This window comes from Streptomyces sp. NPDC048643, assembly GCF_040650615.1.
GTDB lineage: Bacteria > Actinomycetota > Actinomycetes > Streptomycetales > Streptomycetaceae > Streptomyces.
The window spans coordinates 15,242-28,966 of record NZ_JBEZHO010000050.1; the positions used below are offsets into that span (position 1 = coordinate 15,242).

Annotated in this window: 14 protein-coding genes and 1 pseudogene; 7 read left to right on the forward strand and 8 right to left on the reverse strand. The window is 68.8% G+C overall.

Features of this window, described 5'->3' with window-relative positions:
- Positions 1-286 precede the first annotated feature (286 nt).
- Complete coding sequence (dnaB, locus tag AB0C62_RS33915) at positions 287-1,762, forward strand: replicative DNA helicase (RefSeq protein WP_362979831.1); 1,476 nt, start codon at positions 287-289, stop codon at positions 1,760-1,762.
- 72 nt (positions 1,763-1,834) lie between these two features.
- Positions 1,835-3,220 (forward strand): serine hydrolase domain-containing protein, encoded by a 1,386-nt coding sequence (locus AB0C62_RS33920; RefSeq protein WP_362979833.1) that lies wholly within the window; start codon positions 1,835-1,837, stop codon positions 3,218-3,220.
- Between the two features lie 146 nt (positions 3,221-3,366).
- Here the strand turns inward: AB0C62_RS33920 and AB0C62_RS33925 are convergent, their stop codons facing one another.
- Together AB0C62_RS33925 and AB0C62_RS33930 are read right to left on the reverse strand one after the other, a co-directional pair.
- Positions 3,367-3,819: a GNAT family N-acetyltransferase gene (locus AB0C62_RS33925; RefSeq protein ID WP_362979835.1), complete on the reverse strand. Its 453-nt coding sequence runs from the start codon at positions 3,817-3,819 to the stop codon at positions 3,367-3,369.
- Between the two features lie 9 nt (positions 3,820-3,828).
- A complete protein-coding gene (locus AB0C62_RS33930; protein ID WP_362979837.1) occupies positions 3,829-4,317 on the reverse strand; it encodes a MarR family transcriptional regulator in 489 nt (162 codons plus the stop codon).
- Positions 4,318-4,457: 140 nt separating this feature from the next.
- On the opposite strand from AB0C62_RS33930, the gene AB0C62_RS33935 reads away from it, so the two are divergent.
- Both AB0C62_RS33935 and AB0C62_RS33940 read left to right on the forward strand, forming a co-directional pair.
- Complete coding sequence (locus AB0C62_RS33935; RefSeq protein ID WP_362979839.1) at positions 4,458-5,666, forward strand: MFS transporter; 1,209 nt, start codon at positions 4,458-4,460, stop codon at positions 5,664-5,666.
- 100 nt (positions 5,667-5,766) lie between these two features.
- The gene (locus AB0C62_RS33940; RefSeq protein ID WP_362979842.1) at positions 5,767-6,192 is read left to right on the forward strand and encodes a heme-binding protein; all 426 of its coding nucleotides are present in this window, start codon (positions 5,767-5,769) and stop codon (positions 6,190-6,192) included.
- A gap of 103 nt (positions 6,193-6,295) precedes the next feature.
- Here the strand turns inward: AB0C62_RS33940 and AB0C62_RS33945 are convergent.
- Positions 6,296-6,442 (reverse strand): annotated as a pseudogene (locus tag AB0C62_RS33945) (GNAT family N-acetyltransferase); the annotation flags it as partial.
- Between the two features lie 694 nt (positions 6,443-7,136).
- Here AB0C62_RS33945 and AB0C62_RS33950 point away from each other — a divergent pair.
- A complete protein-coding gene (locus tag AB0C62_RS33950) occupies positions 7,137-8,885 on the forward strand; it encodes a globin domain-containing protein (protein WP_362979844.1) in 1,749 nt (582 codons plus the stop codon).
- 35 nt (positions 8,886-8,920) lie between these two features.
- Here the strand turns inward: AB0C62_RS33950 and AB0C62_RS33955 are convergent, their stop codons facing one another.
- The 5 genes from AB0C62_RS33955 to AB0C62_RS33975 all read right to left on the reverse strand — a co-directional run bounded on the left by AB0C62_RS33955 (position 8,921) and on the right by AB0C62_RS33975 (position 12,696).
- A complete protein-coding gene (locus AB0C62_RS33955; protein WP_362979846.1) occupies positions 8,921-9,403 on the reverse strand; it encodes an NUDIX hydrolase in 483 nt (160 codons plus the stop codon).
- A gap of 102 nt (positions 9,404-9,505) precedes the next feature.
- Positions 9,506-10,411, reverse strand: coding sequence for a LysR family transcriptional regulator (locus tag AB0C62_RS33960; RefSeq protein ID WP_362979848.1), 906 nt, complete (start codon positions 10,409-10,411; stop codon positions 9,506-9,508).
- Between the two features lie 216 nt (positions 10,412-10,627).
- Entirely contained in the window at positions 10,628-11,815 is a 1,188-nt protein-coding gene (locus AB0C62_RS33965; RefSeq protein ID WP_362979850.1) for a cystathionine gamma-lyase, read from the reverse strand.
- Complete coding sequence (locus AB0C62_RS33970) at positions 11,812-12,303, reverse strand: low molecular weight protein-tyrosine-phosphatase (protein ID WP_362979852.1); 492 nt, start codon at positions 12,301-12,303, stop codon at positions 11,812-11,814. Before AB0C62_RS33970 ends, AB0C62_RS33965 begins: the two co-directional genes overlap by 4 nt.
- A gap of 9 nt (positions 12,304-12,312) precedes the next feature.
- Positions 12,313-12,696 carry a phage holin family protein gene (locus AB0C62_RS33975; protein WP_164372680.1) on the reverse strand — a complete coding sequence of 128 codons (384 nt, stop codon included), beginning with the start codon at positions 12,694-12,696 and terminating at the stop codon, positions 12,313-12,315.
- An 82-nt stretch (positions 12,697-12,778) separates the two neighbouring features.
- On the opposite strand from AB0C62_RS33975, the gene AB0C62_RS33980 reads away from it, so the two are divergent.
- Positions 12,779-13,096: a cupin domain-containing protein gene (locus AB0C62_RS33980; RefSeq protein WP_081221685.1), complete on the forward strand. Its 318-nt coding sequence runs from the start codon at positions 12,779-12,781 to the stop codon at positions 13,094-13,096.
- Between the two features lie 165 nt (positions 13,097-13,261).
- The gene (locus AB0C62_RS33985; protein ID WP_081218298.1) at positions 13,262-13,474 is read left to right on the forward strand and encodes a DUF5326 family protein; all 213 of its coding nucleotides are present in this window, start codon (positions 13,262-13,264) and stop codon (positions 13,472-13,474) included.
- Positions 13,475-13,725: the final 251 nt, after the last annotated feature.

A 13,725-nucleotide genomic window follows, 5' to 3' on the forward strand; every position in this document is an offset into this window, starting at 1 on the left:
AGAGAGGTGAGGGCTTGTTCACAAGGCTGTCCACCGAGTCGTGCACAGGTTTTGTGGGGTTCTCCACAGCATCAGGCCCGTCGTCCACATGGCCTGTGGATAACCAGATTGGCTGACGGTGCCTGCGGGCCTAACGTGGTGCGGCGCCCGTTCTCTCCTCCGTCCTCGGAATCCACGCAAAACCGACGCGTGAGAACCGGAGTTGGGCAGCTCAGTTGTCAGTGCCGTGCCGTAGAAATAAGGGGCACGGCTAGGTCCGCTCCGGCGGACGGGAGGAGGTGGCTCGGTGAGTATTTCCGAGCCCTTGGACGACCCCTGGGCGGACAGTGGTCCCAGTGATCGTCTGCCCTCGTCCCGCCAGCGCGGCAGCGGCGGCCGAGGCCGCGACGAGCAGCACGACCGAGATCGGGACAATGGCTCGTGGGAGAGCGGCGGTACGTCGTTCGAGCGGGTCCCTCCGCAGGACCTGGACGCCGAGCAGTCCGTCCTGGGCGGCATGCTCCTGTCGAAGGACGCGATCGCCGACGTGGTCGAGGTCCTCAAGGGCCACGACTTCTACCGGCCGGCGCACGAGACGATCTACGGGTCGATCCTCGACCTGTACGCGAAGGGCGAGCCCGCCGACCCCATCACGGTCGCGGCCGAACTCACCAAGCGTGGCGAGATCACCAAGGTCGGCGGCGCCCCGTATCTGCACACGCTGGTGCAGACCGTCCCGACCGCGGCGAACGCCGAGTACTACGCGGAGATCGTGCACGAGCGCGCGGTCCTCCGACGTCTGGTCGAGGCGGGCACCCGCATCACCCAGATGGGATACGCGGCCGACGGGGACGTCGACGAGATCGTCAACAGCGCCCAGGCCGAGATCTACGCCGTCACCGAGCAGCGCACCACCGAGGACTATCTGCCGCTCGGCGACATCATGGAGGGCGCGCTCGACGAGATCGAGGCGATCGGATCCCGCTCGGGGGAGATGACCGGTGTGCCGACCGGCTTCACCGACCTCGACTCCCTCACGAACGGTCTGCACCCGGGCCAGATGATCATCATCGCGGCCCGTCCCGCCATGGGTAAGTCGACGCTCGCGCTGGACTTCGCCCGGGCCTGTTCGATCAAGCACAACATGCCGAGCGTGATCTTCTCGCTCGAAATGGGCCGCAACGAGATCGCGATGCGCCTGCTCTCCGCCGAGGCGCGCGTGGCCCTGCACCACATGCGGTCCGGCACGATGACCGACGAGGACTGGACCCGGCTGGCGCGCCGTATGCCGGACGTCTCGGCCGCTCCGCTGTACATCGACGACTCCCCGAACCTGTCGATGATGGAGATCCGCGCCAAATGCCGCCGCCTCAAGCAGCGCAGTGACCTGAAGCTCGTCATCATCGACTACCTCCAGCTGATGCAGTCGGGCGGCAAGCGTTCGGAGAGCCGTCAGCAGGAGGTCTCCGACATGTCGCGAAACCTGAAGCTTCTGGCCAAGGAGCTGGAGTTGCCGGTGATCGCGCTGTCGCAGCTGAACCGTGGCCCCGAGCAGCGCACCGACAAGAAGCCCATGGTCTCCGACCTGCGTGAATCCGGCTCCATCGAGCAGGACGCGGACATGGTCATCCTGCTCCACCGCGAGGACGCGTACGAGAAGGAGTCACCGCGTGCCGGCGAGGCCGACATCATCGTCGGCAAGCACCGTAACGGCCCCACCGCCACGATCACGGTGGCCTTCCAGGGTCACTACTCCCGCTTCGTGGACATGGCGCAGACCTGATCCGGGAGGCCTGTGGAGCCACGCCGGGCAAATCCGCTCGACGTTCGGTGACAGGGCGGGTGGACTGGTGCCATGACGACACCTCAGGACGATCTGCTCCCCGGCACCCGCCGAGCCCTTCTGCATCGCATCGCCGTCGCGCAGAGCGAGGGGCGGGCGCCATCACTCGTCGCGGCTGTGGTCCGCGGCGGGAAAGCGGTGTGGCACGGAGCGCGGACCTCGGTGGACGGTCACGGGCCGGACGAGAACGTGCAGTACCGGATCGGCTCCATCACCAAGACGTTCACGGCCGTCCTCGTGCTGCGGCTGAGGGACGAAGGCCTCTTGGACCTCGGGGACCCGCTGGAGAAGCATCTGTCGGGGACCGGCGCGGGGGAGATCACCATCGCCCAACTCCTCGCGCACACAGGCGGATTGGCGGCCGAGTCGCCCGCGCCCTGGTGGGAGCGCACACCCGGCTCGCTCCGTCCCGATCTGGCCGATGTGCTGGGCGAGCAGCCCTTCCGGCACCCGGTCGGCCGACGCCATCACTACTCGAATCCCGGCTACACGCTGCTCGGTGCCCTCGTCGAAGAGGTACGAGGTGCCCCCTGGGAGGACGTGCTGCGCCGCGAAGTACTCGAACCACTCGGCCTGCACCGTACGAGCGGACGTCCGCAAGCCCCGCATGCGGGAGGCTGGGCGGTCCATCCGTGGGCCGACGCGATGATGCCCGAGCCGATGGAGGACCTGGGGCGGATGGCCCCGGCCGGACAGCTCTGGTCCACCACCGGGGACTTGGCCCGCTTCGCCGCCTTCCTGGTCGAGGGCGACGACCGGGTACTGAGCACGATGTCGGTGCGGGAGATGCGGACGCCCGCGGCTCCGTCCGAGACCGCGGACCTGGCCGTGGGCACCTCCTACGGTCTCGCGATGCAGATCCTGCATCGCGACGGACGGACCCTCGTCGGGCATTCCGGATCCCTGCCGGGCTTCCTCGCCGGACTCGTGATCAGCGTGAACGACGACGTGGCGGCCGTCGTGCTGTCCAACTGCACCTCGGGTCCTCCCACGTTCACCGTCGCCGCCGATCTGGTCCGGATCGTCGCGGAGGCCGAGCCGAGGATTCCCGATCCCTGGCGGCCGATGAACGAGGTCGACCCGGCCGTTCTGGACATCGCGGGTCAGTGGTACTGGGGGACGCATCCCTTCGGCCTGCGAGTACCGGCGGAGGGCGGGCTCGTGTTGGGACCGTTGTCGGGCATCGGTCGAGGCGCACGCTTCAGGTCGAACGGCGACGGGACGTGGACCGGGCTCGACGGCTACTACGCGGGAGAGCTTCTGCGGCCCGTCCGGCGGGATGACGGCTCGGTGAGCCATCTGGACCTCGGGTCGTTCGTGTTCACGCGTCAGCCGTACGACCAGGAGGCACCGGTGCCTGGTGGAGTGGACACGGACGGCTGGCGGGGAATCCAGTAGGCGTTGCGTTGCGAAGGGGTGGCTGTTTCACGTGAAACAGCCACCCCTTCGCATGGGAGAGAAGGGAGCCTGGCCCCTGAACGGCTCCGTCGCGTGTGCTGTAGGGCGCGTACGAAGGACCGTTCCGGTGTCCCGGCTCGCCTGCTTCAGAGCGCGAGCTTGAAGCCGACGTGGGAGGCCTCGAAGCCGAGCCGCTCGTAGAAGCGGTGGGCGTCGGTGCGGGAGGCGTCGGAGGTGAGCTGGACCAACTGACAGTCCTGTCGGCGGGATTCATCGATCGCCCACTCGATGAGCTGCGTGCCGAGACCACTGCCGCGTTCGGCGGCGTGAATGCGAACGCCCTCGATGACCGAGCGCGTCGCTCCCTTTCGGGAGAGTCCGGGAATCACCGTGAGCTGCAGGGTGCCGACGACCCGGCCATCGCGGACGGCGACGACGACGTGCTGGTTCGGGTCGGCACTCAGGCGCTCGAGGGCGCCCAGGTACGGGGTCAGGTCGTCGGGCGATTCCCGCTGCACGCCCAACGGGTCGTCGGCCAGCATCGCGACGATGGCGGGCACGTCACCGGCTACCGCGGCTCGTATTTCAAGATCTGCCATGAGCGCACCCTACGAGGGCGGGCCCACTGAAGGCATCGGCTGTACGGGCACGCTCGCAGACTCCACGACGCGGACCAGCGGTGCCAGCTCCGGGATTTCGGCGGCGTCGTCGAGCGCCTCACGAAGGGCGGCGTCGTTGGTCGGCCGTGCCGCGGCAAGCAACTCCAGGCCCGCCTCGCTGACGTTCGTGTAGATGCCGCGGCGGTCGGTCGGGCAGAGATAGCGGGCGAGCAGGCCTCGGTCCTCGAGCCGGGTGACCAGACGCGTGGTGGCGCTCTGGCTGAGCACGACCGCGTCCGCGACCTGCTTCATCTGCAGATGGCCGCCCTCACCGTCGTGCTGCCGGCTGAGCACGTCGAGCAGGGAGTACTCGCGCACGCTGAGCCCGTGATGGGCCTGCAGGGCCCGTTCGATGTGCGCCTCGATCCTCCCGTGCAGCAGGGAGAGCGCACACCATCCCTGAGCGAGGGCGGTGAGCGCGGGGTCCGTGGCTGTCATGGCGTTTCCTCCGTCCCGGAGCGGCTGAAACCAGGATAGAGCACCAACGCAATAGCCCGCTCTTGCGCATAGCCCGCGTCTGCAACTATTGTGAACGCACGCAAAGCGCTCCTGCAATCTTCTGGAAGGTGTACCCCACCATGCCTCTCGCGCTTCTGGCCCTCGCGATCGGGGCCTTCGGAATCGGGACGACCGAATTCGTCATCATGGGCGTCCTGCCCGAGGTCGCCGGAGACTTCGGTGTCTCCATCCCCACCGCCGGACTCCTGGTCACGGGCTATGCGCTCGGGGTGGTGATCGGAGCGCCGATCATGACCGCGCTGGGCACGAAGGTCTCCCGCAAGCGAATGCTGATGGCGTTGATGGGGCTTTTCGTCCTCGGGAATCTGCTCTCCGCCGTGGCTCCGGTCTTCGGCCTGATGCTCCTCGGCCGGGTGGTCGCCTCTCTCGCCCACGGTGCCTTCTTCGGCATCGGCTCGGTGGTCGCCGCCGAACTCGTCGCACCCGAGAAGAAGGCGGGCGCGATCGCGATGATGTTCAGCGGTCTCACGATCGCCAACGTCGTCGGTGTCCCGTTGGGCACGCTGATCGGGCAGTCCGCGGGCTGGCGGTTCACGTTCGCGGGCGTCGCCGTGCTCGGACTGATCGGGCTGGTGGGCATCGCCAAGCTGGTCCCGGAGATGCCCAAGCCCGAGGGCGTGCACCTGCGCCATGAACTGGCAGCCTTCAAGAACGTCCAGGTGCTGCTCGCCATGGCGATGACCGTGCTCGGCTTCGGCGGAGTCTTCGCCGCCATCACCTACATCGCACCGATGATGACCAACGTGGCGGGCTTTGCCGACGGATCCGTCACCTGGCTGCTCGTCCTCTTCGGTCTCGGCATGGTCGGCGGCAACCTCGTCGGCGGCAGGTTCGCCGACCGCGCCCTGATGCCGATGCTGTACGTGTCCCTCGGCGGCCTCGCTGTCGTGCTGGCGTTGTTCACCGTCACCGCGCACAACAAGATCCTCGCGGCCGTCACCATCGCTCTGATCGGCGCTCTCGGCTTCGCGACGGTTCCCCCGCTGCAGAAGCGCGTACTCGACCAGGCGCACGGCGCCCCGACGCTTGCCTCGGCCGTGAACATCGGCGCCTTCAACCTCGGCAACGCTCTCTCGGCCTGGCTCGGCGGGATCGTGATCGCCGCCGGTCTCGGCTACACCGCCCCCAACTGGGTCGGCGCGGTCCTCGCCGCCGGCGCACTCGTCCTCGCCGTCCTATCGGCCGCTCTGGAGCGGCGGGCGGCCACCCCCGGCACTGTCGTCGCCGGCGGGACCCCCGCGGATCCGCGGACCGCCGTCCACTCCTGACCGCATCGAGCCGACCTGGGCCAGGGCCGTCCCAGGGCCGTCTCGAAACGGCACCTCCTCAACACCCGGAACCGAACACCCCCACAAGGAGAAACCCCTGATGAGCTCCACCGTCACCGCCGTCGCCCCCCTGACCATCGAGGACGCGGAGGTCCTCGTCACCGCGGCCCGGCATGCCGCCGAGACCGCCGGTGTGCGGGTCAGCGTCACCGTCCTCGACGCCGGCGGTCACCTGCTCGCCTTCCGGCGCGACGACCAGGCCGTCCTGATCTCGGGCGAGACCAGTACCCGCAAGGCCTACACGGCCCTTCAGCTGGACTCGGCCACCGCCGATCTGGTCGACGCCGTGCAGCCCGGCGGTCTCTTCCACACCCTGCCGACCGCGCTCGACCGTCCTCTGCTGTTCATCGCGGGTGGCGTGCCCGTCCACCGCGGCGGCCGTCTGATCGGCGCGATCGGAGTCGGCGGCGGCATGCCCGACCAGGACCACGGCTTCGCCGTCACCGCGGTCGAGTCTCTCGTCTGACCTCAGGCTGTCGAAGCCTCTGCCGGACGTTCGGCAGAGCAGAAGTGCCGGACCCCACCATGCGCGGGGGTCCGGCACTTCTGTCGTGACGTAGGGCGGAGCTCTAGCCGGCGGCCACCGTGAGCGGAGCGACGCGACGCGTCCAGTCACCCGGCAGATCAGGGATCCCGTACGTCATCACCGAGTTGAACGACAGGGAGGCCAGTCCGCGCTCCTTGAGCCAGGCCAACAGTTCCTCGTGCCGTACGTTTCACGTGAAACGTCGCCGCAGGCGCGTTGCCACTCGACGGGGTGCTCGACTCGGCGGCGAAGGTGCAGATCGCGAACCGGCTCTGTGAAGGGTTCGGGACGAGCCGAACCGACTGCATCGCTTACGGCGACTCCCTCTCGGGCGGCGTCCCTATCGGTGTTGCCCCGGTGTCCGTCGCGGTCAATGCGGATCGGCGTCGGCACCGTCTCGTCACTCACCCCTCCCTGAGCCGGAATCTGTGGGACGCCTATCAATTGGTCTACCAGGCACGGTAATTGAGGCAATTGACGGGTCCGGCAGCTGTTCATTCGCGAGGAGCGAAGAGGGGACTTGTGCAGGGGGCTACTGCCGGTATGGTCGACTCCGGTTCGCGTTCACCGAGATGTGCGCACGTCGTGGTGGAACGAACGCAGGCCAAAGCAGCGTAACGGGATGGAGAGATCGAAGACCCGTATTTTCCGTTATGCGGTCGGGTGTCGACCCGCGGTGGGATGCTGCGGTGAGAGCACTGCGGCCAATGTCACATTCTCTCCTTACTTGTCCGTACAGGGCAGGAATCCGGGTTCAATGTGGCCGCATTGGGTCAACGGAACTGAACCGGGAAAGAGAACACGCCGTCTGCGGGGGAAAGCAGGCATCTTCCGATCGTGGAGGTGCGCAGACCGACCGAAAGATGTTCGAGGCGAGGCAGAACATGGACGCTCCGACCACCACGTCGGCCGACAACGGCACTTCAGGCGGCAACGGCGGGGGCGGCTGGTTCACACCACGCAAGGAGCCCGAGGCTCCCAGCGGGGACCAGGCGCCGTCGGACGGCCGCCGACTGGCCGCGATGCGCCCGATGGGCCGTTCGGCCGCGGCGCCCGAGGAACAGGCGCAGGCCGCCCCCCAGCAGACAGCCACTGAGCTGGGAACGTCCGAGCAGGAACGAATATCCACAGGCGAAGCAGTCATGGCTCGGCACGGCGCAGATCCGGCGGTCCACTCGGAAGTTCCTGCGGCGACGAGGGCTGACGGGACGCCCCACCGCACTCTGGGCCCGCATGAGTCAGCGCTGTCCGGGACGCGTCCATCGCCGCCGGCACAGTCCGAGGCGGGCCCTCTGCCGTCGGCGCGGCCGGAGGCCCGGCAGTTCGAGCCGGAGCCCGCTCACGAAGCCGTAGGACACCGCTCCGCCGCCGGACAGCCGGAGCGCCACGCTCCGCACCCCTCAAGGGTCTCCGGGTCCGGAGACGGGGCCACACAGCCGTTCCATGGCGCTCCCGCGGCTGACGCCCGGCCGGAGCCGCGGGCTGCGGCGCCGCAGCCCGCGGCCGCGCGACGGCCGTCCCCCGACGCCGTGTTGGTCCGCCGGACCATGGCGGAGGTCGGCCCGGTCGCCGACAAGGTCACGTCGTACTTCTACGCGCTGCTCTTCGTGCGGCACCCGGAACTCCGCCCGCTGTTCCCGGCCGCGATGGACACCCAGCGGGACCGGCTGCTCAAGGCGCTGCTGACCGCCGCCGAGCACATCGACAACACCGATGTCCTCGTCGCGTATCTGCAGAACCTCGGACGCGGACACCGCAAGTACGGAACCCGGCCCGAGCACTACCCGGCCGTCGGCGAGTGCCTGATCGGTTCCCTCAGCCACTACGCCGCGGCGGTCTGGGATCCGGAGACGGAGGCCGCCTGGGTGCGCACGTACACGACGATCTCCCAGGTCATGATCGACGCAGCGGCCGTCGACGAGTTGCGGGCTCCCGCGTGGTGGTACGCCGAGGTGGTGTCCCACGACCTGAGGACACCGGACGTCGCCGTCATCACCGTCCGGCCCGACCAGCCGTACCCGTTCCTCGCCGGCCAGTACACGAGCGTCGAGACGCCGTGGTGGCCGCGGGTCTGGCGGCACTACTCCTTCGCCTCCGCGCCCCGCTCCGACGGACTGCTGACGTTCCACGTGAAGGCCGTTCCGGCCGGCTGGGTCTCCAACGCGCTCGTGCACCGTGCCCGGCCCGGCGACGTCGTCCGGCTCGGCCCTCCGTCCGGCTCGATGACCGTCGACCACACCACCGACAGCGGGCTGCTCTGCCTCGGCGGCGGCACCGGCATCGCGCCCATCAAGGCCCTGGTCGAGGATGTCGCCGAGCACGGACACCGCCGCCCCGTCGAGGTCTTCTACGGGGCGCGCACGGATCATGACCTGTACGACATCGACACCATGCTGCGGCTCCAGCAGAGCCACCCCTGGCTCGCGGTGCGCCCGGTCATCGACCAACAGGCACACCTGCAACTGCCGGACGTCGTGCGCGAGTACGGGCCGTGGAACGAGTACGACGCGTATCTCTCGGGTCCGCCCGGCATGATCCGCAGCGGTGTCGACGCGCTCCGGGACATCGGCATCCCGTCGGACCGCATCCGCCACGACTCGGTGGAGGAACTCGTCGCGGCGGTGGGCGACTGACCGCCGGCGTCCTGAACCGACGCCGACCGCGTGGGTCAGCCCAGGTCCGGTGCGTGCATGGCGCGCACGCCCTCGATGTTCCCGTCGAGGTAGTGCCTCAGCGACAGCGGCACGAGGTGGACCGAAGCGATGCCGACACGAGTGAACGGGACGCGGACGATCTCGTACTCGCCGCAGGGCTCATCCATTTCCGGACCGTGCCGCAGGGACGGATCCATGGACTCCAGGTGGCAGACGAAGAAGTGCTGGACCTTCACGCCGGTCGCGCCACCGTCGTCCCCGATGTGCTCGACGGTGTCCACGAAACAGGGAACCACGTCGATGATCTTGGCGCCGAGTTCCTCGTGCACCTCACGGTGGAGCGCCTCGACGACAGTCGAGTCCTCCGGTTCGACCCCGCCACCCGGGGTGAGCCAGTAGGGATCGACGCCGGGCTTGGTGCGCTTGATCAGGATCAGGTCGTCGCCATCGAGCAGGACGGCACGGGCGGTGCGCTTGACCACGGGTCGGACGGTCATGGGAGGAATGTGGCCCGGCTGGTTCCACGTGAAACATCACCGCCGCGCGATTTCACGTGAATCCCCCGGAAGACCCGGCCGCGGTGCTGACGACCTGAGCCATCAGCTCCAGTCCGCGGCCGCTCGCAGCAGCCACTCGTGGGCCCGCGCGATGTGCGGCATCGCCAGCGTGCCCGTCCGGACGACGAGGAAGTACGTGCGCAGGGGCGGCACGGCGGGATCGAGAAGCGCCACGACGTCACCGCGTGCGATGGCGTCGGCGCAGAGGTAGGCGGGCAGGACGGCGAGGCCGGCGCCTGCGGCGGCGCAGGCGAGGACGGCTCGCAGATCGGGGACGACGACCATGCCGGAGGAGGCCGGACGGCAGTCGAAGACCGAGGCCCAGTAGCGGGCGACGAGCGGCAGAGACTCGTGGACCTCGACGACCGGGAAGTCCTCCAGCGCGCGGGCCCCCTTGCGGCGGAGTTTGCCGGGGCCGACTTCGGCGGCCCAGCGCGGGGCGGCGACCAGGACGTGTTCTTCGTCGCAGAGCGGAGTCGCGGTGAGGAGCGCACCCCGTGGACGGGCCGTTGTGATGGCCAGATCATGATGTCCGGCGGCGAGGCCCTCCAGGGTCTCCTCCGCGTTGCCGAAGGAGGCGCGCAGCGCGAAGCCCTGGCCGTCCTCCCCGGTCAGTTCCGTGAGAGCGGGCAGTGCCCGTTCAGCCGTGAACTCCGGAGGCCCCGCGAGGTGCAGTGTGCGGACGTGGGAGTCCTCGTCGAGGCCGGTCTCGGCGATCTCGACGAGCGCGTCGAGATGCGGCGCCGCCTTGTGCGCCAGTTCGTCGCCGATCGTCGTGGGGGTCACCCCGCGGGCCTGGCGCAGGAACAGGGGCCGTCCCAGCTGCCGCTCCAGCGTGCGGATCTGTGAGGTCACGGCCGGCTGCGAGAGCCCGAGCAGCGCGGCGGCGCGAGTGAAGGAACCGGCCCGGTGCACCGTCACAAAAGTGCGCAGCAAGGCCAAGTCCATGGTGCCCCTCCCCTTCCAGCACCCCCGCGCGAGCCCCAACTATAAATAAGTCGATAGGTCTCTGTCGCTACTGTGATTGGACACTGACACAGAGTCAACTAGCCTTGTGCGCGCGGTTCTTCGCGCGCAGAACCGGGACGGTCCGAGCCACGAGGGGGGAGGCTCGGACCGTCCGTTGTGCGTAGCGGGGGTACTGATCCCGCCGTCATGCCCTCCCTACTCCGAGGACGCGTCCAGAGCCCGCAGCACGTCCGCCACCAGGTCCTCGGGATCCTCGGCGCCCGCCGAGAAACGGATGAACCCTTCCGGCACGGCGTCCCCGCCCCAGCGCCCACGCCGCTCGGCCGTCGACCGCACCCCGCCGAAGCTGGTGGCGTCGTCCACCAGGGTCAGCGCGTCGAGGAAACGGTCCGCGTGCTCGCGGGTGGGCAACGTGAACGACACCACGCAGCCGAACCGCCGCATCTGCTGCGAGGCGATCTTGTACGAGGGGTCGTCGGGGAGCCCCGGGTAGCGCAGCCCGGTCACCTCGGGCCGCTCCCGCAGCGCCTCGGCGATCGTCCGGGCGTTGGCGGTCTGCCGGTCGGCGCGCAGTTGCAGCGTGGCGAGCGAGCGGTGGGCCAGCCAGGCCTCCATCGGGCCGGGGATGGCGCCGACCACCTTGCGCCAGCGTCGGACGGGAGTCATCAGGGCGGCGTCGCGTCCGGTGACGTACCCCAGGAGGATGTCGCCGTGTCCGGTGAGCATCTTGGTGCCGCTGGCCACGGAGTAGTCGGCCCCGAGCTCCAGCGGGCGCTGTCCGAGCGGGGTGGCCAGCGTGTTGTCGACGGCCACGAGGGTGCCCCGTGCATGGGCGGCTTCCACGAGGCGCCGCAGGTCGCACACGTCGAGCCCGGGGTTGGACGGCGTCTCGATCCAGAGCAGCTTCGCCCCGTCGAGCAGCTCCAACTGGGCGTCCCCGGCGGTGGGTGCGGTGCGCACCTCGACACCGAACGCCGTCAGCTGCTCGCGCACGAGCGGCAGGACCTGATAGCCGTCGTCGGGCAGGACGACGACGTCGCCGGCGCGCAGCTGGGAGAAGAGTACGGCGGAGATGGCGGCCATGCCCGAAGGGAAGGCGAGCGTTTCGACGCCGTCCTGTCCTGGCGCCTCCAGTTCGCCGATGGCACGCTCCAGAAGGGTCCACGTCGGGTTCTCGTCACGGCCGTAGGTGTACGGGCCGGTCGGTTCACCGGGTAGATGGAAGTGCGCGGCGAAGACGGGGCCGGGCAGCGTGGGCTCGTACTTGACGGGCTCGGGCAGCCCGGCACGCACCGCGCGGGTGCCGTCACCCCGTAGCGCCGTGCCCTCGTTCTGTCCTGCCGCGCCGGCGCCGCTTCCCGTGACGAAATCCCCAGACGTCATGCCGCTCGTCCTTCCACTTGCTCTCGAACCGCGGCGAGCAGTCCTGGGCTCGCCGCCTCCACCATCTCAAGACATTCGTCGAAGCCGTCCATATGTCCGTAATACGGATCGGGGACGTCCAGGTCGGCGCCCGCCGCGGGATCGTAGGACCGCAGCAGCCGGACCTTCTCGGCGTCCTCGGCGGTCGGTGCCAGCCGGCGCAGCGCCTTGAGGTGGGACGCGTCGAGCGCTACGACGAGGTCGAGACGGGAGAACCACGAGACCTGGAACTGCCGGGCCGCGTGGCCGCTCCGGTAGCCGTTGGCCTCCAGGACGGCGACCGTGCGCTCGTCGGCGCCATCGCCCTCGTGCCAGCCGCCCGTGCCCGCGCTGTCGACCTCCACCAGTTCGGCGAGTCCGGCGTCCCTCACATGGGCGCGGAAGACGGACTCGGCCATCGGCGACCGGCAGATGTTGCCGGTACAGACGAAACAGACGCGATAGGACATGGAGGTCTCTCAGTCGTCGTCGCCGTCGGGCAGGACGACGTTCAGCGCCCAGGAGACGACGGAGATGATCAAGCCGCCCAGGACGGCGGTCCAGAAGCCCTCCACGTGGAAGCTCAGGTCGAGCTTGTCGGCGAGCCACGAGGTGAGCAGCAGCATCAAGGCGTTCACCACGAGGGTGATCAGGCCGAGCGTGAGGATGAAGAGCGGGAAGGTCAGCACCTTCACGACCGGCTTGACCAGGAAGTTCACCAGTCCGAAGACCAGCGCGACGAGCAGCAGGGTGCCTATCTTCTTGCCTGTGCTGTCGCCCGTGAGGGTGATCTTGTCGAGCAGCCATACGGCGATGGCCAGGGCCCCCGCGTTGGCGATCGTCTTGACTACGAAATTCTTCATGTGTCTGATCGTGGCAGACGAGATCGACAAGCACGTAGCGGCTGTGGACAAGGCCCGCGGTGCACGACAGCGGACGAGGACGATGAAGGCATTCCGGCTGGACGAACTGGAGGCGGAACGCGCCGCCAACGACGGGGCCTACCTGCAGTTCCTGCGTGAGCGGAACATGTCGGTCGGGCTGTACGCCCTCGACGCGGGGGAGCACGACCCCCAGAACCCCCACGCCCAGGACGAGGTCTACTTCGTGGTGAGCGGTCGCGCGTCGATCACGGTCGGTCTGGAGACCACCCCGGTGGCACGCGGCAGCGTCGTCTACGTACCCGCCGGGGTCGCCCACAAGTTCCACCACATCACCGAGGATCTCCGGGTCCTGGTGATGTTCTCTCCCCCGGAGAGCTGACCCGCAGTCTCAGGGTTCCCTAGGGGGACGGTCAGGGGAGGACAAGGGGCGCGAGGCCCCCGTGCGGCCCCATCGGCGACCTAGCATCGACGCAGGACATCAGAGAACCCGGAATCGGCGTCCCGATGTTGGGACCACGGGCGAGAAGAGGCAAGGACAAAGGCGATGCGAGAGATCTTCGACGGTATGCCGTGGTGGGTGAAGTGGGTCGCGGTGCCGGTCATCGCGCTGGTGGTGTTCGGTGGCCTGATAGCGAGCGTCGTCGGCTTCGTCATCGGCCTGCTCTTCAAGCTGCTCGTCTTCGTCGCGCTGGTCGGCGGACTGATCTACATCGTGCGGAAGTTCATGTCGAGTTCGTCCTCGCGCAGCGACTGGTGAGGTGCGAGAGGGTGAGCGATCGGTAACGGTGTGGGGGGAAAGGGAACCCAAGGTTCCCTCGGGCGAGGGAAGTTTCCGGCGAGGACGGCTGTGAGCGGCGGCTGACGGTTAAAGTCCGGAATTCGACGCGGGGGTCGATTCCCGCGGGCAGCGCACACCCCCTCCCGTGTTCCCCCGCACGGGCGGTCCTCCTCGCGCTTCGGGAGTGCCCCTTGGCCACGGTTGACACCGCACCCGCACCATCCGCCGCT

Coding starts and splice junctions, on each gene's coding strand:
- AB0C62_RS33930 (WP_362979837.1), bottom strand. CDS start 4,317: ATGACAGCCACGGACCCCGCGCTCACCGCCCTCGCTCAGGGATGGTGT.
- AB0C62_RS33975 (WP_164372680.1), bottom strand. CDS start 12,696: ATGAAGAATTTCGTAGTCAAGACGATCGCCAACGCGGGGGCCCTGGCC.
- AB0C62_RS33955 (WP_362979846.1), bottom strand. CDS start 9,403: ATGACCGTCCGACCCGTGGTCAAGCGCACCGCCCGTGCCGTCCTGCTC.
- AB0C62_RS33925 (WP_362979835.1), bottom strand. CDS start 3,819: ATGGCAGATCTTGAAATACGAGCCGCGGTAGCCGGTGACGTGCCCGCC.
- AB0C62_RS33965 (WP_362979850.1), bottom strand. CDS start 11,815: ATGACGTCTGGGGATTTCGTCACGGGAAGCGGCGCCGGCGCGGCAGGA.
- AB0C62_RS33920 (WP_362979833.1), top strand. CDS start 1,835: ATGACGACACCTCAGGACGATCTGCTCCCCGGCACCCGCCGAGCCCTT.
- AB0C62_RS33940 (WP_362979842.1), top strand. CDS start 5,767: ATGAGCTCCACCGTCACCGCCGTCGCCCCCCTGACCATCGAGGACGCG.
- AB0C62_RS33985 (WP_081218298.1), top strand. CDS start 13,262: ATGCGAGAGATCTTCGACGGTATGCCGTGGTGGGTGAAGTGGGTCGCG.
- AB0C62_RS33980 (WP_081221685.1), top strand. CDS start 12,779: ATGAAGGCATTCCGGCTGGACGAACTGGAGGCGGAACGCGCCGCCAAC.
- AB0C62_RS33960 (WP_362979848.1), bottom strand. CDS start 10,411: ATGGACTTGGCCTTGCTGCGCACTTTTGTGACGGTGCACCGGGCCGGT.
- AB0C62_RS33950 (WP_362979844.1), top strand. CDS start 7,137: ATGGACGCTCCGACCACCACGTCGGCCGACAACGGCACTTCAGGCGGC.
- AB0C62_RS33935 (WP_362979839.1), top strand. CDS start 4,458: ATGCCTCTCGCGCTTCTGGCCCTCGCGATCGGGGCCTTCGGAATCGGG.
- AB0C62_RS33970 (WP_362979852.1), bottom strand. CDS start 12,303: ATGTCCTATCGCGTCTGTTTCGTCTGTACCGGCAACATCTGCCGGTCG.